Consider the following 21569-nt stretch of genomic DNA (forward strand, 5'->3'; position numbering starts at 1 on the left):
AAAGAAAACGGGCGCCCAGCCCGTTTTTTTATAATCTGAAGCGCTCAACCACTTTCCGTAATCCTTCCATTTGCTCATCCACCCTGGCACTGGATTCATTTGCCAGACGGGTACTCTCTGCACTTGCATCAGCCAGCGTCACGATTGCGTTAAGATTATCATCAATACCCGCAAGTACTTTATCCTGAGCTTTAGTGTCTTTCACAAAGCCGGCATTAAACGCCTGTAGCTTCACAATGACCTCACTGATCCCATTGACCTGCTCATAGACTTTTTCACTGATAGCAACGCCCTGCTCCGCCTTTTCCATACTCAGGTTGATGGCTTCCACAGCTTGCTGTGCATCTCGTTGCAAACTGCCAATCATCGATTCAATTTCTTCAGTGGAGTTATGCGTGCGGTTAGCCAGCGTTCTTACCTCATCGGCGACAACGGCAAATCCGCGGCCCTGATCACCGGCACGGGCAGCCTCTATCGCAGCATTGAGCGCCAGTAAGTTTGTTTGTTCCGCGATGGTTTTAATGACGTCAAGGATACTGCCGATATTGCGGCTGTTCTCATCCAGCCGGTTTATAATACTGGCCGATGCCGATGCCTGGCCTGATTGTTCTGCAACCTGTTGCCGGTTTTGTGCAACCAGTTCAGATGTTTGCTGCGTCTGACTGGCGACCCGGTCAAGTTCATCTACCGATTGCTGAATCATTGCGAGGTTTTTTTCACTGGTGCTTCTTACACTGGCAGTATCTGAGGAGGTTTTACGGACCCGGTCGCGCTGCTGGGCCACCTGCTCCAGACTACGTTCCCCCATTTCAACACTTTCTCTGGCCACATCCAGCAGCGTTCGTTCCTGTTGCTGAATGTTACCGATAAGATCTCTGAGAGCTTCAGTTAAACTGTTCACCTTTACCGACAAATCGGCAAATTCATCATTGCCCTGTGTCTTCAGACGATACGATAAATCCCCTTCACTGATCCGGCCCAGACCACGGGTGATATTTTGCAGCGGCCCGGCAATGCTTTTACGCACAGTGAGAGTGAGTGCAACTGCAGCCACCAGACCAATAAACGACACCACCAGCGTATCAACAAGGCTGTCCTGCACAGTGTCCAGAATCAGGTTTTGCCCTTTCAGGGTTTCTTCAGTGACTTCTTCGTAAAGGTTATTGATTGTAGTGGTAGCCTGCGCCAGCGATGTGTTGGCACGCTGACGGCTTTCTGTGGCATGGGCGATGTGTGATAACTTCTGTTTCTGGCCCGCCATCAGACCGGATTCACCGGTGAGAATAGCCAGCATGGCATCATACTGCTGCTGAAAATTGCTGATGATACCGTCGGTATTCAGGCCACTGGCAGACCGGAACAGATACTCGGTGTCTACCGCCAGATTGCTCAGCTGATAGTCCAGGTCATCCAGAATCATCAGTGAATCTTCAGGATCTTCAGACTTAACCAGCTCGGTGACTACCGAACTCAAAGTAAGCAATTTATTGTCTATATTCGCACCGAGGCCGGCCAGCGCATCGATACCGGGCTGTCCGTTATCCAGAAAGCTTAAATCCATCATCAGCGCTCCGGCTTCATCAATATGAGAGATAGCTTCTTCCCGCTGCTTTGCCAGAGACAATTGTATTTGTTTGCTGCTGATAAGCGCTTCGTACATCGTCGCGCTCTCACGAATAAATGTATTACCCGCCTCTACGGCCTGTTTTGATTCTGTGTGATTACCAAAGGTGGTATCGAAAATAGCGAGATCTTCAGAAAATACTTCACTCAGTGCCTCAAACTCAGCTTTGTTGTTATTCAGTGCTGAAAGCTCATCCATGTAGTAACCGTTTGCCGTTACGGTCGCCAGAGACAATGCATCTGACTTCAGGGACATCATTTTTGTCTGAACCGGCATTTTCTCGGTGGCCACCGTTTCAGCAGAACGGCGGATGTCGCTGAGTCCCAGATAAGCAAGTAAACTGGTGATCAGCAATAAACAGCCGAACAGGGCAAAACCAAGGGTTATTTTTTGTACAACAGTCAGGCGCATCTTCTTATCCCAATCTTCGGTTTTATTTCCGTAACATGGTTATCATTGATTTTAATATAAGTTTTCCGGCCTTGCCGTTTTTTGGCCCGGAAATATGTCTGCGCACAGTGTTCCGTAATTGCCGGCAAAGTAAATAATGTTCAAAACATCCCGGAAAAGTCGCTATTTTGCAGCGAAAAAGGCATAGCTTTCATTGAACTTATCGGTAGAAACTTCACAATGCTTTAGTTCGTTGAGAGGGTAAATCCTGAATAACTCTCTGCATACCGCCTGCAGGCTCCGGTTAGCTGCACAAAGTCCTTAAAAAACGTATGGATAAATGACAGGGATCAATGATTTAATCTGCAGATTAATGTTGAAGATATCCGCGCTTTTACTTTTAAAACCTGGCAAAGTACCTATAATGAGCGTTAAATCAGAAGAGCTTCCAGAAGTGATTATTTATGGATCAAAATAAAGAACTAAAAAAAGCGGGTTTGAAAGTTACACTTCCCCGTTTAAAAATTCTGCAGATCCTGCAGGAACCTGCCAACCAGCATATCAGTGCTGAAGATGTGTATAAAATTCTGATCGATCAGGGTGAGGAAATTGGTCTTGCGACGGTATACCGTGTGCTTAACCAGTTCGATGACGCTGGTATTTTGAACCGTCACCATTTTGAAGGTGGCAAGTCAGTATTTGAAATTAGTCATAAAGAGCACCACGACCATCTGGTGTGTCTGAAATGTGGCAAAGTCATCGAGTTTGAAGATGACGTGATTGAACAACGTCAAATTGAAATTGCCGAACGCAATAACATCAAACTGACACATCACAGCCTGTATCTTTACGGTGAATGTAAAGACGGTACCTGTGATAAAACCGACGACTGAGTCGCCGGTCGTTAAGATTAAATAAACCTGCACAGCGTGCAGGTTTTTTTATAACGTAAACTTGTGTTTGTTGAAAGCTGTGATGGCTTTAAGCCATACATCACCGGCCTGCCCGTTCCCCACGGGTTTATCATCCACCGAGGTAACAGGGCTGATTTCCTTACTGGAGCTGGTTAGCCACACTTCATCAGCACTGAACAATACTTCTGCTGTAACCGGTACTTCCTGCACCTCAACGCCTTCTGCTGCAAGACTTTCAATGACCAGCTTCCGGGTAATTCCCGGCAGGATTTGATGATCCAGCGGTGGTGTCATGATAATACCGTCTTTCACAACGAACACGTTGCATGAACTGGCCTCAGTCACTTCCCCGTGGCTGTTCAACAGAATGATTTCCTGTTTACCGGCCTGCCGGCCCTGCTGATAATGCATCACATTGCCGAGCAGCGAAGTGGATTTGATGTTACAACGCTGCCAGCGCTTATCTTCACCACTTGCGACATCAAAGGTTACGACTGCGGCCTTATCCGGCACCGGCGGCGCGGCGGAAGCAAATGCAAAAGCGAACACAGTGGGAGGAATATTGTCAGGATAACCATGAGCACGTTTCATCTCAGTACCCCGTGATACCTGAATATACACACCCACTGACGCAGAATTCAGCGCCCGGGTATTTTTCGTCACCAGTTCACTGACCAGCTCTGTCCATTGTGCCTTTGTTTTCGGATTTGTAATTGCCAGCTCATCGAGCCCGTTTTGTAACCGGTCGAGGTGGGCGTTCATACCAACAGCTTTACCGTGCAAGGTAGGGATCACCTCGTAAATACCGTCGCCGAACAGAAAACCTCTGTCCATCGGTGAAATACGTGCTTCTTCAAGAGGTAAAAACTGGTCATTTAAAAACGCGATTGTCATCAGATATCAATTGTTCCTGAAAAAATTGTCAATACGGGCTTGCCTTAACAGCCATGTTCCACGGGCATTTTCCGGATCCACCGGATTAAACGTTAACGTTGTGCCGGGAACAGACTGCGCTACCCTCGGAAGATCATACGGCGCTATTACGCCGATTTTGGGATAACCGCCCAGAGTTTGTCTGTCAGCCAGCATTATAATCGGCTGACCGTCTGCAGGCACCTGCACAGAACCGCAATTAATCCCTTCTGAGCGCATAGCTTCAAACCCCGACGAAATGGCAGGACCACTAATGCGATAACCCATGCGGTCACTTTGCGGTGTCACACTGTAGGCTGAGGAATAAAACGTTGCCCGGACTCTGCTGCTGAACATGTCATGCTGATAAGCCGGAATAATATCAACCGGTGCATCACTATCATAGGGAGCAAGCATGGAAGCAGGCAATATGCGGCTTATGTTTTCCTGTGCTGCAGGTACGACTTGAATTGTGTCACCGGCGTGAAGAGGCTTTCCGTCACCGGCAAGTCCGCCCAGCTTTTCCCGCATCACGGTGCACACAGAACCGGCTATTTCAGGTACCTGCCAGGCGCCCTGAACAGCGAAATAGCAACGTTGACCTGCAAGCTGCTGCGAAACCTGAACCTCATCTCCGGCGCTGAGGTTAGCTGTGGCCAGTTCAGATGCAGGTTCACCGTTTACGGCAAGTGAAACAGCAGGGCCGCAAACAGCGATAGTGGCTGAATGCTCAAATCTGATGTGCACATCACCTGCAATTTCAATACAAGGATTGCCTTCAGGGTTGCCACAAAGCCAGTTTGCAAAGTTAAAAGCTTCGACGTCTAAAGGCCCTGAGCCGCTAAAACCCTGCTCCTGCATCCCTGTTCTGCCGGCATCAACGATTAAACTGATGAATCCCGGATTGATCATCGTAAAGGATATTGTCATGCCTTCACCTGCTCCAGGTATTCCCGCTCATCAATTTCATAGAACTCTACTGCATCGCCGGCCTGTAACAGGGCCGGCTGCGCACTGGCAGGATCAAATAGAGTTAACGGACTGAGTCCCAGTAACTGCCAGCCGCCGGGCGACATTTGCGGATACACTGCTGCCTGACGGTCGGCCAGTGCAACCGCACCGGCGGGCACTTTTGTCCTCGGTGTTTTGCGGCGCGGTACCGACAGACGTTCCGGACTTTCCCCCAGATAAGCGAAACCGGGTGCAAACCCTACTGCAAATACGCGGTACACTGTTGCTGTATGCAATGCAATTATCTCACTGACCGCCAGGCCGGTGTGAGAAGCGACTTCATCAAGATCGTTCGCTTCCGGGGCACCATACCAGACAGGGATCCGGTGTCGTCGAAGGCTTTTTCCGGCTGACATCTGCGGTTGCAGTTGCCGCAATAAATGATATACACCATGGCTGTCAGTTATCTTTGCATCGAACAAAATCAGCAGGGAGTCATAGGACGGGATGGCTTCTTTTAACCAGATTGGTGGATTCGCCTTCAACGCAAGATGATAAGCGGAAACCGCAGCGTTCATTTGCGTGACATCTTTGCCACCGAAGTACAATATGAGACCGTCCATACCGGCAAACGCAATGTGACGGACATTGTCAAAGGGTTGCATGATTCAACATTTCTCTGAACGATTTTGCCATCGCCACTGCGCCGGGCGAATCGCCGTGCACACAAATTGTATCTACCTGCAACATCAGCGTTTTACCGCCACTGGTTATAATCGTACCGTGTTCCAGTAATCCCTGTACCTGCGCAGTGGCCTGCTCATGATTCAGCACCGCACCGGCATGTTGCCTCGACATTAAATAGCCGTCATCGGTGTACCGGCGATCAGCAAAGGCTTCAAATTGCAATTGGAGCCCGTAAACCTCAGCTTCTGCAATGAGTTTGTCGCTGTCAGGATGAGCCTGAATCATCAGACTGAGCGCTCCCTGCCCCGCTTCTGCCACGGCTTTCATGACGGTCTGGCGCAGCGCCCTGTCCTGCATTAAATCGTTATACAATGCACCGTGAGGTTTAACGTAGGACACCTCTACCTGCTGAATACGGGCAACACCGCTCAGTGCTGCAATCTGGTATTGCAGGCAGGCTGTCAGCTCATCATCCGCCATTTTCATTGAACGCCGGCCGAAGCCCTGCAGATCCGGATAAGACGGATGAGCCCCCGTGGCCACACCCGCTGCTTTAGCCAGTGTGACAGCTTTACGCATTACCAGCGGATCACCGGCGTGAAAGCCACAGGCAATGTTCGCCTGATCGATATACTGCATAATGTCGCCGTCGACAGGCATATGCCAGGCACCGAAACTTTCACCAAGATCACAATTCAACTTCATAATGGTTTAGCTCATTCTCACAATTGGTTATCATGTTACCTGTATTTACTTTCACAGTCAGTCCTGATGATACACATTGGCAAAATCAATACCCTTCAAGTCGGTGAATCACTGCCTTTTGGCTTTCACCTCTCCAGTGGCGATGATAACGATCCGCTGGTACTGCTAACCCACGAAAATATGGCCACGATGCCGGAAAAAGTGAAAACCGGAGATACGCTGGATATTTTTGTCGGCATCGATGAAACCGGAAATCTTGAAGCCTGGCCCCAAACACCGGTAGCGCAGGCTGGTGATACCGTGGTGCTTAAAGCAACCGGCGCAACAAATTTCGGTGCATTTTTTGACTGGGGTGGTCAACGTGATCTGCTTGTCCCTGCGGACATGCAGGACGGACCGGTCAATGAAGGCATGCGTTATGTTGTTCATATTTATCACGATGAAAGTACCGGCCGCATCCTGGGCGCCACCCGGCTTCACCGTTTCATTAAGGAATCGTCAGAAACGTTAAAAGCTGGCGACGGGGTTGAATGCCTGGTGTATTCAAAAACGGAACTGGGTTTTAAAGTCGTCATTAATGGTGAGGCACTGGGACTGATTTTTCACAGTGATGCATTTAAGCCTTTAAAAACCGGTCAGCGACTGGATGCTGTCATTAAGACCATCCGCGAGGACGGCAAAATTGATGTGGCCCTTCAACGTACCGACAAGACCGGCCGGAAAACACTGGAAGAAGCTATTCTGGAAGATCTGGAAGCACATGGCGGTGTTTCGATCTTAACCGACAAAAGTAAACCGGAAGATATTTACGCCCACTTTAATGTCAGTAAAGCGGCATACAAAAAAGCATTGGGTGCGCTATATAAACAACGCAAAATTACCATCACCAAAGATGCAGTAAAACTGAATTAACAGGAATAACATGAAAGCAAAAGTTGTATGGGATAACGATCTCACTTTTACCGGTACCACAGATTCCGGCTACAAAACCGTGATGGACGGCAACGGACAGGCTATTTCTCCCATGGAATCGGTGCTGATTGCAGCCGGTAGTTGCTCCAGTATCGATGTGGTGGATATTTTGAAGAAGGGCCGGTTCGACATTTCCCATTGTGAATGTGAACTGGTGGCAGAGCGCGCAGAAAACCCGCCCAGAGTTTTCACTAAAATCATTGCCTGTTATAAAGTAAAAGGCGAAGGCTTATCTGAAAAAGCCGTTGCCAGAGCCGTACAACTGTCAGCAGAAAAATATTGTTCAGTGATGTTAATGCTGGCAGGTAACGTAGAGATCGAAACCCGCTTCGAAATTCTGTGACCTGGGTATTCTTTACCGTCGGCGCGGTAATACTGCAAACATTCAGAAACGCCTTTCAAAGTAAACTTAGCCAGCACGTCAACACCTCAGGTGTGACGCTGGCCCGTTTTCTTTTTGCTCCGCCAATCGCCCTCGCCTATCTGATTACGCTTTATCAGTTTTATCCTGTAGGCATACCGGCATTTGACGGCACTTTTATCGCCTACATTCTGGTGTCCGCAGTCATGCAAATTGTGGCCACATCCCTTATGGTGGTGTTGTTTAAGCAAAAAAATTTTGCTGTGGGCGCCGGACTGGCAAAAAGCGAAGCGCTGGTTGCCGCGGTATTAGGCACCCTGTTCTTCGGCAGTCAGTTGACCTCTTTAGGCTGGCTGGGGATCATTATCGGGGCTGTTGCGGTATTTGTTCTCAGTGGTGCAACCCGTAAGGGCCAACTCAGCCTGAAAACCATACTGACCGGTCTCGCCTGCGGTGGCAGTTTTGCACTGACCTCGCTGTTTATCCGTGAGGCGGCCAATCAGCTTTCTGTTCCCTTCCCGGTGAATACTGCCTGGGGACTGCTTTGGGTTCTGTGCATTCAGACACTGATCCTGAGTGTTTATATATCTATAAAAGAGCCCTACGTGTTCCGGCAACTTCGCTGTCAGCCTGCTCTGACGCTGGCTGCCAGTACCACCAGCTGTTTTGGTTCAGTTTGCTGGTTCAGTGCTATGACTATTCAGTATGTGGCCTATGTGAAAACACTGGGACAGATAGAAGTGCTGACCACCATGGTCATTTCGGCGGTGATGCTGAAAACACCGGTCAAACGTCATGAAGTGGCTGGACTGGTGCTTATTGCTATAGCCGCAATATGTGTGATGTGGAGCTGACAACCGGCTTCATTCTTCTCTTTTGAAGCCCGGATGTCAGGCCGTTCAGTAGCCTCTTAATAATTTTGCTTAACAGTGATTTTAACACCAGTAATTAGTGGTTTTGACTAATACTTGTGTATCTCGCCAACTCCCCTCCTCTCACCAAAAACACTAACCTTTTGAAAATAATAATAATTATACGAAAGTTGTAGAGTGGCATGGTCAATGCTGTTACGGGGTATAACTTATAACAGTACTCACTACGGGCTTTGACCATGGAAAACAGAACACCTTTATTACTCGCAGCAACCTTTTCACTAGGCTTACTCAGCACGACCCTTACGGGTTGCGGCAATGCCGGCGCCACGGATGAAGAAAAGGAAGAGGCCGTTATCATTACCATTCCTGTTGAGGCGACAACCATTCAGCGGGGGGAAATTTCGTCAAATTATGCAACCACTGCTATTTTAGAAGCACAGGAAGAAGCGTTCGTTGTCGCCAGAGCATCCGGCATAATCGAACATATCCTGGTTGAAGAAGGTGACTATGTTGAAAAAGGTCAAATCCTGGCGCAACTTGATAAACGACGTTATGAACTGAACCTGCAAAAAGCCAGAGCTGACTTAGCCGGCATTGAGCAGGAACTGGCGAAAATGAATAAGGTGTATTCCCGTAAACTGATCAGTGACGATGCGTTTGAGAAGCTGACCGCTCAGTTTGAGTCTGTACAGGCGAATGTTGAACTGGCCGAACTGGATCTGAAAGAGACCACCATCACCGCCCCAATCAGTGGCTATATTGCAGAACGTAATGCCAAAGTCGGTAACCTGACTGAATCCTTCCAGCGCGAACGTATGTTTCATATTGTTCAGCAAAAATCCCTGCAAGGCATTGTCTATCTCCCCGAGAGCGAACTCTCTCAAATCCGCAATAATCAGCAGGCTACACTGACTATCCCCGCACTGAACCACCGCAAGGTTACTGCCCGTGTGGCACGGATAAGCCCGGTCATTGATGCCACAACCGGCACATTTAAAGTGACTCTGAACGTCCCCAATGACGAAGAAACACTGAAAGCCGGTATGTTCAGTGAAGTTGCCCTGAATTATGACACCCACAGTGATACACCGCTTCTGCCGCGCTCTGCACTGGTGAGTATTGACAATGAGAGTAACGTATTTGTTGTCCGTGACGGAAAAGCATTAAAAGTGCCTGTGACATTAGGGTTTGAAGATGCCGGCATGGTGGAAATTATCAGCGGCCTCACCGGTAACGAAACCGTTGTCACCGTTGGCCACCAGAATCTTAAAGATCAAACCCCTGTAGACGTTGTTAACAGCTGATTTTACGCGCAAAGGAACTGACAATGAGTATTGTAAAATTAGCGGTCAAACGTCCGGTTGCCATCGCCATGTTTACTGCTGCCATCCTGCTTTTTGGTATGGTGTCACTGAGCAGACTGTCGGTAAATCTGTTACCTGAACTGTCCTACCCGACACTTACAATCCGCACTGACTACGAAGGTGCTGCGCCTGCGGAACTCGAACAACTGGTGAGTAAGCCGGTAGAGGAAGCGGTAGGTGTGGTAAAAGGCGTCAAAAGCGTTAAATCAATTTCCAGAGCTGGTCAGTCTGATGTGGTACTGCAGTTTGCCTGGGGAACTGACATGGACTTTGCCAGCCTGGAAGTACGGGAAAAGCTGGATATTCTGCAACTGCCACTGGATGTGGACAAACCCCGGCTTTTAAAGTTTAACCCCTCTATGGATCCGGTGATGAAACTGGGCCTGTCGCTGACACCGGACGCCCTCTCAAGTGATCCCCGCCTGGCAGCGGAACAAATGAAGACACTGCGCTTATTTGCAGAAGAGCAGATAAAGCGCAAACTGGAGTCTGTTGAAGGTGTCGCCTCTGTGCGGCTGGGCGGCGGACTTGAAAACGAAATTCAGGTGCTGGTTGATCCCCGGAAAGCCAGTCAGCTGGGTGTCAGTATGAGCACCATAATCACCCGTTTACAGGAAGAGAATGTCAATGCCGCAGGGGGCCGGCTGGATGACGGCACGCAGGCATTTCTGGTACGCACACTCAACGAATTTGAATCCCTGAAAGATATCGAAGATGTGTATATCAGCCGGTTTGAAGGCAAAAATGTTCAGTTAAAAGACGTGGCCAGTGTCAGTAACCTGTACAAAGAAAGAGATGCTGTCACACGTTTTAACGGCACGGAAGGCACAGAGATCGCCATCTATAAAGAAGGCGATGCAAACTCTGTGGATGTGGCAACACGGGTTCTGACCGAAATTGATGCGTTGTCCGGAGCGCTGCCCGCACAATATCATCTTGAAACTATTTACAACCAGAGCACCTTTATTAAGCAGGCCATCGACGATGTTAAAACGTCAGCGATGATCGGCGGCTTGTTGGCAATGCTGGTGATTTACCTGTTTCTGCGGGATTTCCGCACTACGCTAATCATCTCGGTTTCCATTCCGGTTTCCGTCATAGCCACCTTTAATCTGATGTATGGTAATGACATCAGCCTGAATATCATGAGTTTAGGTGGTATTGCGCTGGCAGTAGGTCTGCTTGTGGATAACAGCATTGTGGTGCTGGAAAATATCGACAGACACCGCAAACTCACGAACGGTAATAAAGCCCTGGCGGCAGAGCGTGGTACAGAAGAAGTGACCGGTGCGATTATTGCCTCCACACTCACCACGATGGCAGTGTTTGTGCCTCTGATATTTGTTGAAGGTATCGCCGGGCAGTTGTTCCGTGATCAGGCGATGACAGTGTCATTTGCCCTCGCGGCTTCACTGGTCGTGGCTCTGACACTGATCCCGGCTCTTGCAGCACGCAGCCGCCGCACAGAACCTGCTCACACGGAGACTTTCAGCCGGCCCGTCGTGCCCTCATCTGCACATCCGGCCCTGCGCGGTCTTAAAGCAATTCTCACATTTCCGTTCCGGTTGCTGTTTATTTACTTACCTCAGGCATTATTCACTGTTATTTTTGCTCTGTGGAAGGCTTTATCAGTATGCTTTGGCGTGCTGTTCCGTCCGCTCACCGCACTGGTATCAGCAGGCTTCAGTTTGCTGGAAAAAGGCTATGATAAAGCCATTCGCGGAGCCCTTTCACAACGGGCCATGGTCCTTGCTATAGCCCTTATCGTTACTGCCAGTTCTGTACTGTTATTGCCACGCCTTGGAATGGAACTTATTCCGAAACTCACTCAGGGAGAGTTTTACGTCGAAGTCATCCTGCCGGCGGGTACCCGTGTTCAGCATACTGACGCCTTACTGGCCCGGCTGGCTGAGGTCACCAATGCTCAGCCCGGCGTGGAACGAAGCTATTCACTTGCCGGAACCGGCAGTCTACTCAGCGCAGCCCCGGGACAGGGTGGTGATCACTGGGGTCAGTTAAACGTTGTTATGAAGCCCGGTGCAGGCACTGATGACATGGAAGAAGTAAAAACAGCCATGCGGCAGTTTCTGTCATCGCAGGCAGGCGTACAAAGTCAGTTTGGCGAACCTGAGTTATTCAGTTTTGCAGCCCCGTTGCAGATCCAGTTGCAGGGCTACGATTTAAACCAGTTACAACAATACAGCCGGGCAATTATGGCAAAGCTTGAGCAAAACCGGCGCTTTACTGACATCACCACGACTCTGCAGGCCGGTAATCCTGAGCTTAAAATCTCCTTTAATAATGCCGCACTTGCCAGACTGGACCTGGACGCAAAGCAGGTTTCGGATGTTGTTGCAGCACAAGTTGGCGGTAAGGTCGCAACTCAATACTCTATGGATGACAGAAAAGTCGACATACTGGTACGTAACCAGTTGCAACAACGGGATAATGTTAACGACGTCAGACAAATAATCGTCAATCCGGACAGTAATTTCCCTGTCCCACTATCCGCGGTTGCTGATGTGTTTATGAGTACGGGACCGTCTGAAATTACCCGCGAAGACCAGCAACGTGTGGTGCTTATTAACGCTAACCTTGCTTACGGCGATTTGGCTGAGGCCGTGGAAGAAGCGCAGGCAGCACTGGCATCAATCCGTTTTCCCCTGTCATTGAAAGCCGTTGTAGCCGGGCAGAGCGAAGATATGCAGGAAAGCTTTGCGTCACTGCAGTTTGCTTTAGCCCTTGCTGTTTTTATGGTTTATCTGGTCATGGCGTCTCAGTTTGAGTCACTTTTACATCCCCTGCTTATTTTGTTTGCCGTGCCACTTGCCGGTGCAGGCTCTGTGTTCGGGCTCTGGCTCACTGACACACATATTTCTGTAGTGGTATTTATCGGCCTTATCATGTTGTGCGGGATTGTTGTGAATAATGCCATTGTGCTTATCGACCGCATTAATCAGCTCAGGGCTGCCGGCATGGAAAAAAATGCAGCGATTATCGATGCAGGGAAAAGCCGTTTACGCCCGATTGTGATGACAACCCTTACCACTATTCTTGGCCTGTTACCCATGGCAATTGGTTTCGGCGATGGCGCAGAAGTGCGTACGCCCATGGCTGTCACCGTGATATCAGGATTAACCTTTGCCACTCTGCTGACACTGGTACTTATCCCGGTACTTTACAGCTTATTTGATACGAAAGAATTTGCGGCAAGTCCGGCACTTTCAGAGGAAGAAAACGGAGAACGCACTTATGGATAATCACGCTTCTGCCGGTGCTGCCCGTCTGGCCCGGTTTGCTTTGACCCACCCGGTTACCGTTTGCATGTGTTTTTTGTCCATGTTGCTGTTCGGCGTTATGGCATCCCGGTTATTACCCCTGGAGAAATTTCCCGGAATCGATATTCCTGAGATAGTGGTTGAAGTGCCATACCGTGACGCTACGCCATCTGAAGTTGAGCGCATGATAACCCGTCCGGTAGAAGAAGTACTCGCTACCATGTCAGGAATCAAACGCCTGCAGGCCACATCCATGGAAGACCGGGCGCAAATTTTCATCGAGTTTGACTGGGATGAAAATATTAAAGCCAAGAGTATTGAAGCCAGGGAAAAAATCGACGCTATCCGCCACGAATTACCGGATGATGTTGAACGGGTGCTGGTTTACAAATTCAATACCAACGACATGCCGGTATTTCAGTTAAGGGTATCCAGTGCACGGGATTTAAGTAACGCTTATGACTTACTGGAAAGAAACCTTAAGCGCCCGCTGGAACGGGTACCGGGCGTCTCGAAAGTGGAACTTTACGGCGTGTTGAAAAAGCAGATTGTCATCCGCTTAGATCCGCAACAACTCAGTGCACTTAAAATCGATACCGCCAAACTGAGTCAGCGGCTGAGACAAGCTAATTTTTCAGCGTCGGCGGGAGAACTTGGTACTGAAAATAAAATAATCATCAATCCGGACGGAGAATTCACTGATATTACCGACTTTGAAAATCTGATTGTAAGGCCCGGGATCCGGCTGAAAGACATTGCTACCGTGAGCTGGGAAAGCCCGGAACGCAATGAAGGCCGTCATCTGGACCGTACTTACGCGGTTGGCTTCAATGTATTTCGTGAATCAGGCAGTAATCTGGTTGAAGTAGCAGACAAGGTCATGGCGGTAATTAAAAAAGCAGAGTCAGACCCTGAGTTTAACGGTATCAACCTGTTTGTGATGGATGACACCGCGAAAAGTGTCAGTTCGTCGCTGGGCGATCTGATCATGGCAGGTTTACTTGGGGCGCTATTGTCTGTGGCTGTGCTTTATGTATTTTTACGTCAATTATCCACCACTTTCATTGTTGTCCTCTCGGTGCCCTTCTCTATTTGTATTACCCTTGGCGTCATGTACCTGATGGGTTATTCCCTGAACATCCTGTCCCTGATGGGCCTGATGCTGGCGGTAGGCATGCTGGTGGATAACGCGGTGGTTGTTACAGAAAGTATTTTTCAGGCCCGTCAGAATGACAGCAACGCGGTGCGTGCCACACAGACTGGCATCAATAAAGTAAGCCTTGCGGTTATAGCCGGCACGGCCACAACAGCCATCGTGTTTCTGCCTAACATTGTGGGCGTCAAAATTGATATCACTGTATTTCTGGAGCACGTGGCCATTGCCATCTGTATTTCACTGTTTGCCTCTTTGCTGCTGTCGCAGACGTTAATCCCCTTGCTGGTTTCAAAAGTGAAAGTACCGGTGGAAAAGACGTTAATCCAACCCGGCTATATTGCCCGCTACGGACGGTTACTTAACTGGTCACTGGCTCATCAGAAAACAACCGGTTTTCTGGCGTTACTGATATTACTCAGCGCAGCCATACCACTGAGCCAGATCAGCGGAGATGATGAAGGGAATAATGATAATGAGCGTATCTGGCTTGAATACCACATCACGCAAAATTACAGCCTTGAAGAGGTGGAATCTACCGTCAATAAAATGGAAGCATTTCTGTATGAAAATCAGCAGGCTTTTCATATTAAACAGGTTTATACCTATTTCGAAGCCGGTCATGCGGTATCAGGGATCACATTGAATGACGAACTACCTGTACCGGTGTCAGATATAAAAGAGGCAATCCGCGAAAAAATGCCACAATTTGCCAGAGCCCGTCCATCGTTCCAGTGGGACAGTGGTAACGGCGGTGGTGTCCGTCTGACACTACTGGGAGAGTCTTCTACCCGCCTTCGGGAACTCGCTGATGCACTGGTGCCGGTTCTGGCCAGCATCGACGGACTGGAGGACGTAAAAGCCGACGTGGGCAGTGAAAAACAGGAATTTCAGATCACTATTGATCGTGAAAAGGCCTGGCGGGCCGGAATCAGACCTGACGACATTGCCGGCCTGGTAGGCACTGCGCTGCGGGGCATAAATCTGCGCACGTTCCGCTACGGTGATTCCGGCGAAACCGGTGTGAGACTGCTGTATGGCGAAACTGAACAGGCATCACTGCAAACCCTTAAAAGTCTGGTTGTGAGTCATGTTGATAACCGCCCTGTTACCTTAGATATGATTGCCGGTATTATGGTAAAACCTCAGTTGTCCGAAATTCGCCGGTTCTACCGTCAGACCGCACTGTCTGTGGGAGCTAACCTCACTGAAGATGTGACCGTGGAACAGGCAAGAGAACGGATAGAAAATGCCATGGCCTATGTTGCTTTACCAGAAGGCTACCAGTGGACTCTGGATGGCAGTTTCCGCAGGCAGGATGAAGCATTCGCGGTCATGCAGATGAATATGTTGCTGGCTGTCTGTATGATTTATATCGTCATGGCTGCTCTGTTTGAATCACTGTTATTGCCTGCCGCAGTGATCACATCACTCTTATTCTCGTTCACCGGCGTATTCTGGGCGTTTTTTGTGACCGGTACGTCGATGTCGGTAATGGGGATGATAGGCATGTTGATCCTGATGGGGATAGTGGTCAACAATGGCATTGTACTGGTCGACAGGATCAATCAGCTGGTAAATGAAAATGTCCCGTTGTACCGTGCAGTAACAGAAGGGTGTATGTCACGCATCAGGCCGGTGCTTATGACCGTGGCAACAACCGTACTGGGGTTGGTGCCTCTGGCTGCAGGCAGCACAAAAATAGGCGGAGACGGGCCGGCATATTCACCTATGGCCATTGCGATAATCGGAGGACTGCTATTCTCAACACTGACCAGCCTGGTACTGGTACCTATGGCTTACGTGGCGTTACTGAGATTACGGTTTAACGTGGTAAAAATGATGACGAAAAGCAGGGAAATAGTGAATCGTCGTTTTCAGGCAGGAAGAGAATAACGGTAGCCATTGATCAGGGTGGGAGCATCCATAATTGCTATGGCGTCCACCCTGTTCTTTAGCCAACCCACGCTTAGCTGCGAGAAGTCAGGAATTCATGTACGTCTGATGCTTCACGTTGTACAGAGAAGTCAATCAGAGTAGAACCGTTGCAAGTCAAACCGTCTTCAGCAGTCAGCATACGCAGAACTTCACGCTCAGTAGCAGCAATACGACCAACGTTACGGCTCAGGTTAACACGCAGTGCACGTACATCGTCAGTAGCAACAGCTTTACAGAAACCGGCGAATTGAGTGTCACCGATAAAGCGGTATTCTTTATCAGCAGCAAAAGCAGGTGCAGAAACAGCAGCAACGCTCAGTACAGCAGCAAGAGTTTTAGTGATAGCTTTCATAATTCATTTCCTCAAAGTTTGGCGAACTTATTGTTTTTGTCTTCAGAACCCTGTGCCCTGTCGACGTATATATTTATCCTACAAAATCCGCGTAAATGCTGTTGTATTATTGTTTCAGGTGGGTAACAGTTTAGTAAAAGGCAATGAATCAGCTTTATTACATTTGCAAAGTATTGATTTTCATTGATTATTCCATATTGCATATTTCATTATGGAATAATAAATAATTATATAATGAGATATAAGTCTAAAAAATAAACTTGGAACAGCGAAATTTAAAGCACTTTTTCTGAAAGTTTAACAAAATTTCACATATAAAAGACGATTTACCGGCACAAAACAGCCTCATTTCTGTAATTAAATTACATTTCAACCCCTACTTTTGACTACAAACGCCAGGAAAAATGTTCATTATTTACGCATAAAAATTTATAAAGCCGGCTAAATATTTACAGTTATCTGCCAACTGCCGCCACTAGCCGGCATTAAAAATACAGTAGCAACATGTGCTTTTTAAAAAATACTCATCATAAGATGAGTAAAAGAATGCAACGGATCGCGAAGAAACCTCTCATTTGTTGAGAATACCGGAACGACTTCCTCCCTTATCACCATAAAATGATGATAAAGATAACAAAATCCTCTTAACAGACACCCAGCCGATGCGATACTCTGTCAGCCCTTTTACGCTGATAGATTAGAAGAACTGATGAAACCTGTAGAACGCTCTCACAAACTGGATAATGTATGTTACGACATCCGGGGTCCTATTGCGGCGCAAGCGCGCAAGATGGAAGATGAGGGACATCGAATTCTGAAACTGAATATCGGGAATCCCGCGCCGTTCGGCTTTGAAGCGCCTGACGATATTCTGAAAGATGTTATTTATAATCTGCCCACTTCCCAGGGGTATTCAGAATCTGCAGGTATCTATGCGGCCCGTGTTGCCGTGATGCAGTACTACCAGCAAATGAACATTCCGGACATCCGCATTAATGACATCTTTATTGGCAATGGCGTCAGTGAAATGATCATGATGGCAATGCAGGCATTGCTGAATACCGGCGACGAAGTGTTGATTCCAAGTCCTGATTATCCATTGTGGACAGCCGCAGTAAGCCTGTCTTCAGGAACACCTGTGCATTATCGTTGTGATGAAGAGGCTGACTGGTTTCCAGATATTGACGATATTAAAAGTAAAATCACCAGCCGCACCCGGGCAATTGTCTTAATTAATCCGAACAACCCTACCGGTGCCGTATACGACAAAACCTTGTTACAACAGGTTGTCGATGTAGCCAAAGAACACGGCCTCGTTATTTTCTCTGATGAGATCTATGACAAAATTCTCTACGACGGTCATAAGCATACCTGCATTGCTTCCCTGACTGATGAAGTGTTCTGTGTAACGCTGGGCGGTTTGTCTAAAAATTACCGTGTGGCAGGTTTCCGTGCCGGCTGGCTGGTGGTCAGCGGTAACAAGCGTATTGCTAAAGATTATATAGAAGGGATCAACATGCTTGCATCCATGCGGATGTGTGCCAATGTGCCCTGCCAGAGCGCGATTCAGACAGCGCTGGGTGGATATCAGAGCATTAACGATCTGGTTCACGATGGTGGTCGCCTCAAAATCCAGCGGGATGTGGCTGCAGATATGCTGAACAGTATTCCCGGCATCCACTGTGTAAAACCTAAAGGCGCAATGTATTGCTTCGCCCGGGTCGACGCGAAAAAATTCAATATCAGCAATGACGAGCAGATGATTTTTGATTTGCTGAATGAAGAGAAAATTCTTCTTGTCCACGGCCGGGCATTTAACCTTCAGGAAGGCTGTTATTTCAGACTGGTATTTTTACCCCATGCTGACATCCTTAAACCTGCACTTACCCGCATCGGTTCGTTCTTCAAACATTACCGTCAACACGGACCGGAAGTAATCTAATGTCAAAGCAAAGCACGTTTTTAGCCTGGATCCTGCGTATGCCCCTGATCAAACGCTGGTCTCTGATGCATACCGTCAAAGGGGAAAATATTGCTGAGCATTCCCATCAGGTTGCGGTTATTGCTCACCTGCTTGCAGTCATCCGTAAAGAACATTTTGGCGGTACGCTCAGCCCTGAACGTGCCGCGACCATTGCGCTTTACCATGAGGTCTCTGAAACGAAACTGTCAGATATTAATCATGTCACCAAATATCATAATCCCCGCATCACAAGGGAATTTAAGAAATTAGAAGACGCTTCTGAAAAAGAATGTGTCGCTTCTTTGCCTCTGGCATTACAAAAGCATTTCTCAGATCTGGTGGTACAGGCCAGTGTGGATCCTGAATATAAAACGTTGGTGAAAGCCGCCGATCTTATCTCCGCCTGGTTAAAAGCCTGCGATGAAATTGCTTTCGGTAACCGCGAGTTTATTCCCGTCCGTGACCGCCTCGACGGCATGCTTGCCCATTTTAAAGAAAAGCTGCCGGAAGTCCGTTATCTGTTCGACACCTTCACAGACAATTGTCTGGTAAGCGTTGATGAACTGTCACAACAGGATATCTGACTCCCTCAGCCCTTTGTAATTCAAGGGTTTGATGCTATGTTGAACACTGAATCAACACGCATAAATGTGAGAGAGTAACTGCAGTATGCCGGATTTTTCGTCAAAGTGGTGTGAGAGACGTTTGCCACGCAGTCAATCCCGGGACGGTGATCACAGAAACCCGTGGCAACGGGACAAAGCCAGAGTGCTGCATTCCGCCGCTTTCAGGCGGTTGCAGTCGAAAACACAGGTGCTGGGGGCCGGACTCAGCGACTTTTACCGCACCCGTCTTACCCACTCACTGGAAGCCGCTCAAATCGGCACCGGCATTACCGCTCAGTTACAGGGCAAGTTTCCCGGCGAAACCCGCGAGTTGCATCTCGACAGCAGCCTGATTGAAACCCTCTGTCTGGCTCATGACATTGGTCATCCTCCCTTCGGGCATGGTGGTGAAATTGCGCTGAATTATATGATGCATGATCACGGCGGCTTTGAAGGAAACGGACAGACCTTCCGCATTATATGCCAGCTGGAACCCTATACCGAAGAGCACGGCATGAACCTTTGCCGCCGCAGTATTCTGGGGCTGGTAAAATATCCCAATTTTATCGACACCCTTACAAACCCTGCCTGTCTCGGTACCCGGCCGGGTTCATTGAGGCAGCTTCAGGCCTCGCACTGGCACCCTCCCAAAGGGCTTTACCGTTCTGATGAAGCATTGTTTGACTGGCTGCTCGACCCTCTGGGCGATGACGAAAAAGACCGGTTCATGGCATATGAGCACAATGAAGACAGACATGGGAAAACCCGTTACAAATCTTTTGATTGTTCCATTATGGAACTGGCGGATGATATCGCATACGGGATCCATGATCTCGAAGATGCCATCGTAATGAAAATGGTCTCGGTCAGCGCCTTTACTGAAGCCGTAACCAAACCTCTTGCAGAAATGGATGTCCCGTGGCTGTCTGCAGAGATCACATCACTCACAAAACGCCTGTTCAGTGAGCGCCATCACGAACGGAAAAATGCCATCGGTGCGCTGGTAAACAGCTTTATTACCGCAATTGTGATTGAAGAAAATGCTGTATTCAGCCATCCCCTGCTCCGGTATCAGGCCGTTATGCCTGAGCGGCACTTCAACGCCCTGACTTTATTCAAGGATTTTGTATTTCAGAAGGTCATCAGGAAAACCGAAGTTCAGTTACTGGAGTACAAAGGTCAGCAAACCGTAATGGAACTGTTTGAAGCATTCAGTTCAGAACCGGAACGGCTGTTACCGGATAACACACGCAGCCGCTGGCTGAAGGCGCAGGAACAGGAACAGGATAACGGTCACAGAGTCATTTCTGATTACATATCAGGCATGACAGATGAATTTGCCGCAAGGCTGTATGCGAGTTTGTTTTTACCTAAACAAACTGCACAATTCGACGGCTTCAGTTGAATTCCGGGAGTCGCAACAACGTACAGCCTGTAAATGAACAATATTTAATTGAAATAAAATCTCTGTGATACCGGTCTTACAGATGTGTTTTTATAAAAAGGGTAGTTATGGCTCACCGCTTCAAACCATCTCAGACATTCAAAGATTGTGACGTTACTGATGAATCTGTTTACCGCGACCGCCGCAATGTGATCAAATCATTAGGCTTTGCCGGGTTGGGTGCGCTCATGTCACAACCTGCATCAGCCTTTGGCTGGTTCAGTGATGATGAAGAGAAAAAAGACACGTTCCGCACACGTCCTCTCGAATTTTCCGTGAATGAAAACTTTAAACCGGATGAGGCGCTCACACCGGAAGCAAAAGTAACGTCCTACAATAATTTTTACGAATTCGGCACAGACAAAAGCGATCCTGTCAATAACGCGCAGCAATTCAGCACCGAACCCTGGACGTTGAAAGTAGACGGTCTGGTCGAAAAACCTCTCACTCTCAATTACGATGACTTGTTTAACCGTCTTGCACTGGAAGAGAGAATTTATCGTTTACGCTGTGTCGAGGCCTGGTCTATGGTTATTCCCTGGACGGGATTTCAGCTAAGTCACTTGCTTGCAGAGGCAAAACCATTATCGTCGGCTAAGTATGTGGCGTTCAAAACACTTTATGATCCTGAGCAGATGCCAGGCCAGCGAAGCCGCTTCACCGGAGGTGGCATTGACTACCCGTATGTAGAAGGTTTGCGTATTGACGAGGCGACGCACCCGCTGACTATGCTGGCAACCGGTGTCTATGGCAAAAGCCTGCCACCACAAAACGGTGCGCCGGTAAGGCTCGTCGTGCCATGGAAGTACGGCTTCAAAAGTATCAAATCCATCGTCAGTATTACGTTAACAGACAAAGAGCCGCCAACAACATGGAAACGTCTGGCCCACCGGGAGTACGGCTTCTATGCGAATGTAAACCCGGCGGTTGATCATCCCAGGTGGAGTCAGGCTTCTGAAAGACGGATCACCAGTGGCGGCCTGTTTAACCAGAATCGCATCCCTACCCGACCGTTTAACGGATACGAAGAAGTTGCGTCACTGTATGCAGGAATGGATTTATCTAAGTTCTATTAGGTTTC

At 48.4% G+C, this 21569-nt stretch carries 17 protein-coding genes; 11 read left to right on the forward strand and 6 right to left on the reverse strand.

Annotated features, from left to right (window positions below; genetic code table 11):
* Nucleotides 1–28 precede the first annotated feature (28 nt).
* Nucleotides 29–2035 (reverse strand): HAMP domain-containing methyl-accepting chemotaxis protein, encoded by a 2007-nt coding sequence (locus DS731_RS11655; protein WP_119501489.1) that lies wholly within the window; start codon nucleotides 2033–2035, stop codon nucleotides 29–31.
* Between the two features lie 443 nt (nucleotides 2036–2478).
* On the opposite strand from DS731_RS11655, the gene fur reads away from it, so the two are divergent.
* A complete protein-coding gene (fur, locus tag DS731_RS11660; protein WP_119501490.1) occupies nucleotides 2479–2907 on the forward strand; it encodes a ferric iron uptake transcriptional regulator in 429 nt (142 codons plus the stop codon).
* A gap of 48 nt (nucleotides 2908–2955) precedes the next feature.
* On the opposite strand, the gene DS731_RS11665 is transcribed toward fur, so the two are convergent.
* Genes DS731_RS11665 through DS731_RS11680 form a run of 4 tightly spaced genes read right to left on the reverse strand, consistent with a single transcriptional unit; the run spans nucleotide 2956 to nucleotide 6183 of the window.
* The gene (locus DS731_RS11665; RefSeq protein ID WP_119501491.1) at nucleotides 2956–3822 is read right to left on the reverse strand and encodes a D-amino acid aminotransferase; all 867 of its coding nucleotides are present in this window, start codon (nucleotides 3820–3822) and stop codon (nucleotides 2956–2958) included.
* A 6-nt stretch (nucleotides 3823–3828) separates the two neighbouring features.
* Complete coding sequence (locus tag DS731_RS11670) at nucleotides 3829–4770, reverse strand: biotin-dependent carboxyltransferase family protein (RefSeq protein ID WP_119501492.1); 942 nt, start codon at nucleotides 4768–4770, stop codon at nucleotides 3829–3831.
* Nucleotides 4767–5456, reverse strand: coding sequence for a 5-oxoprolinase subunit PxpB (gene pxpB, locus DS731_RS11675; RefSeq protein ID WP_119501493.1), 690 nt, complete (start codon nucleotides 5454–5456; stop codon nucleotides 4767–4769). Before pxpB ends, DS731_RS11670 begins: the two co-directional genes overlap by 4 nt.
* The gene (locus DS731_RS11680) at nucleotides 5443–6183 is read right to left on the reverse strand and encodes a 5-oxoprolinase subunit PxpA (RefSeq protein WP_119501494.1); all 741 of its coding nucleotides are present in this window, start codon (nucleotides 6181–6183) and stop codon (nucleotides 5443–5445) included. The genes pxpB and DS731_RS11680 overlap by 14 nt, the downstream gene beginning before the upstream one ends.
* Before the next feature lie 66 nt (nucleotides 6184–6249).
* Here DS731_RS11680 and DS731_RS11685 point away from each other — a divergent pair, with 66 nt between their 5' ends.
* From DS731_RS11685 to DS731_RS11710, 6 genes are all read left to right on the forward strand, one after another.
* Complete coding sequence (locus tag DS731_RS11685; RefSeq protein WP_119501495.1) at nucleotides 6250–7095, forward strand: CvfB family protein; 846 nt, start codon at nucleotides 6250–6252, stop codon at nucleotides 7093–7095.
* A gap of 10 nt (nucleotides 7096–7105) precedes the next feature.
* Nucleotides 7106–7498: an OsmC family protein gene (locus DS731_RS11690; RefSeq protein ID WP_119501496.1), complete on the forward strand. Its 393-nt coding sequence runs from the start codon at nucleotides 7106–7108 to the stop codon at nucleotides 7496–7498.
* On the forward strand, nucleotides 7495–8370 hold the full coding sequence (locus DS731_RS11695; protein WP_119501497.1) for an EamA family transporter: 876 nt from the start codon (nucleotides 7495–7497) through the stop codon (nucleotides 8368–8370). Before DS731_RS11690 ends, DS731_RS11695 begins: the two co-directional genes overlap by 4 nt.
* 257 nt (nucleotides 8371–8627) lie before the next feature.
* Entirely contained in the window at nucleotides 8628–9695 is a 1068-nt protein-coding gene (locus tag DS731_RS11700; RefSeq protein WP_119501498.1) for an efflux RND transporter periplasmic adaptor subunit, read from the forward strand.
* Between the two features lie 23 nt (nucleotides 9696–9718).
* Nucleotides 9719–13015, forward strand: a complete 3297-nt coding sequence (locus DS731_RS11705; protein ID WP_119501499.1) for an efflux RND transporter permease subunit — start codon at nucleotides 9719–9721, stop codon at nucleotides 13013–13015.
* Nucleotides 13008–16082 (forward strand): efflux RND transporter permease subunit, encoded by a 3075-nt coding sequence (locus DS731_RS11710; RefSeq protein ID WP_119501500.1) that lies wholly within the window; start codon nucleotides 13008–13010, stop codon nucleotides 16080–16082. The genes DS731_RS11705 and DS731_RS11710 overlap by 8 nt, the downstream gene beginning before the upstream one ends.
* Nucleotides 16083–16155: 73 nt before the next feature.
* Here the strand turns inward: DS731_RS11710 and DS731_RS11715 are convergent, their stop codons facing one another.
* Nucleotides 16156–16476: a DUF3718 domain-containing protein gene (locus tag DS731_RS11715; RefSeq protein ID WP_119501501.1), complete on the reverse strand. Its 321-nt coding sequence runs from the start codon at nucleotides 16474–16476 to the stop codon at nucleotides 16156–16158.
* 709 nt (nucleotides 16477–17185) lie between these two features.
* Here DS731_RS11715 and DS731_RS11720 point away from each other — a divergent pair.
* From DS731_RS11720 to msrP, 4 genes are all read left to right on the forward strand, one after another.
* Nucleotides 17186–18418 (forward strand): pyridoxal phosphate-dependent aminotransferase, encoded by a 1233-nt coding sequence (locus DS731_RS11720; protein ID WP_119501502.1) that lies wholly within the window; start codon nucleotides 17186–17188, stop codon nucleotides 18416–18418.
* Nucleotides 18418–19023 carry a 5'-deoxynucleotidase gene (yfbR, locus tag DS731_RS11725; protein ID WP_119501503.1) on the forward strand — a complete coding sequence of 202 codons (606 nt, stop codon included), beginning with the start codon at nucleotides 18418–18420 and terminating at the stop codon, nucleotides 19021–19023. Before DS731_RS11720 ends, yfbR begins: the two co-directional genes overlap by 1 nt.
* Nucleotides 19024–19108: 85 nt before the next feature.
* The gene (locus tag DS731_RS11730; protein ID WP_119501504.1) at nucleotides 19109–20449 is read left to right on the forward strand and encodes an anti-phage deoxyguanosine triphosphatase; all 1341 of its coding nucleotides are present in this window, start codon (nucleotides 19109–19111) and stop codon (nucleotides 20447–20449) included.
* Between the two features lie 107 nt (nucleotides 20450–20556).
* Nucleotides 20557–21564, forward strand: a complete 1008-nt coding sequence (gene msrP / locus DS731_RS11735) for a protein-methionine-sulfoxide reductase catalytic subunit MsrP (RefSeq protein ID WP_119501505.1) — start codon at nucleotides 20557–20559, stop codon at nucleotides 21562–21564.
* The last annotated feature ends 5 nt before the right edge of the window (nucleotides 21565–21569 follow it).

Origin of the sequence: Alteromonas sp. RKMC-009 (assembly GCF_003584565.2) — a bacterium.
Classification (GTDB): Bacteria; Pseudomonadota; Gammaproteobacteria; order Enterobacterales; family Alteromonadaceae; genus Alteromonas.

Coding starts and splice junctions, on each gene's coding strand:
- DS731_RS11655 (WP_119501489.1), bottom strand. CDS start 2,035: ATGCGCCTGACTGTTGTACAAAAAATAACCCTTGGTTTTGCCCTGTTC.
- fur (WP_119501490.1), top strand. CDS start 2,479: ATGGATCAAAATAAAGAACTAAAAAAAGCGGGTTTGAAAGTTACACTT.
- DS731_RS11665 (WP_119501491.1), bottom strand. CDS start 3,822: ATGACAATCGCGTTTTTAAATGACCAGTTTTTACCTCTTGAAGAAGCA.
- DS731_RS11670 (WP_119501492.1), bottom strand. CDS start 4,770: ATGACAATATCCTTTACGATGATCAATCCGGGATTCATCAGTTTAATC.
- pxpB (WP_119501493.1), bottom strand. CDS start 5,456: ATGCAACCCTTTGACAATGTCCGTCACATTGCGTTTGCCGGTATGGAC.
- DS731_RS11680 (WP_119501494.1), bottom strand. CDS start 6,183: ATGAAGTTGAATTGTGATCTTGGTGAAAGTTTCGGTGCCTGGCATATG.
- DS731_RS11685 (WP_119501495.1), top strand. CDS start 6,250: ATGATACACATTGGCAAAATCAATACCCTTCAAGTCGGTGAATCACTG.
- DS731_RS11690 (WP_119501496.1), top strand. CDS start 7,106: ATGAAAGCAAAAGTTGTATGGGATAACGATCTCACTTTTACCGGTACC.
- DS731_RS11700 (WP_119501498.1), top strand. CDS start 8,628: ATGGAAAACAGAACACCTTTATTACTCGCAGCAACCTTTTCACTAGGC.
- DS731_RS11705 (WP_119501499.1), top strand. CDS start 9,719: ATGAGTATTGTAAAATTAGCGGTCAAACGTCCGGTTGCCATCGCCATG.
- DS731_RS11710 (WP_119501500.1), top strand. CDS start 13,008: ATGGATAATCACGCTTCTGCCGGTGCTGCCCGTCTGGCCCGGTTTGCT.
- DS731_RS11715 (WP_119501501.1), bottom strand. CDS start 16,476: ATGAAAGCTATCACTAAAACTCTTGCTGCTGTACTGAGCGTTGCTGCT.
- DS731_RS11720 (WP_119501502.1), top strand. CDS start 17,186: ATGAAACCTGTAGAACGCTCTCACAAACTGGATAATGTATGTTACGAC.
- yfbR (WP_119501503.1), top strand. CDS start 18,418: ATGTCAAAGCAAAGCACGTTTTTAGCCTGGATCCTGCGTATGCCCCTG.
- DS731_RS11730 (WP_119501504.1), top strand. CDS start 19,109: ATGCCGGATTTTTCGTCAAAGTGGTGTGAGAGACGTTTGCCACGCAGT.
- msrP (WP_119501505.1), top strand. CDS start 20,557: ATGGCTCACCGCTTCAAACCATCTCAGACATTCAAAGATTGTGACGTT.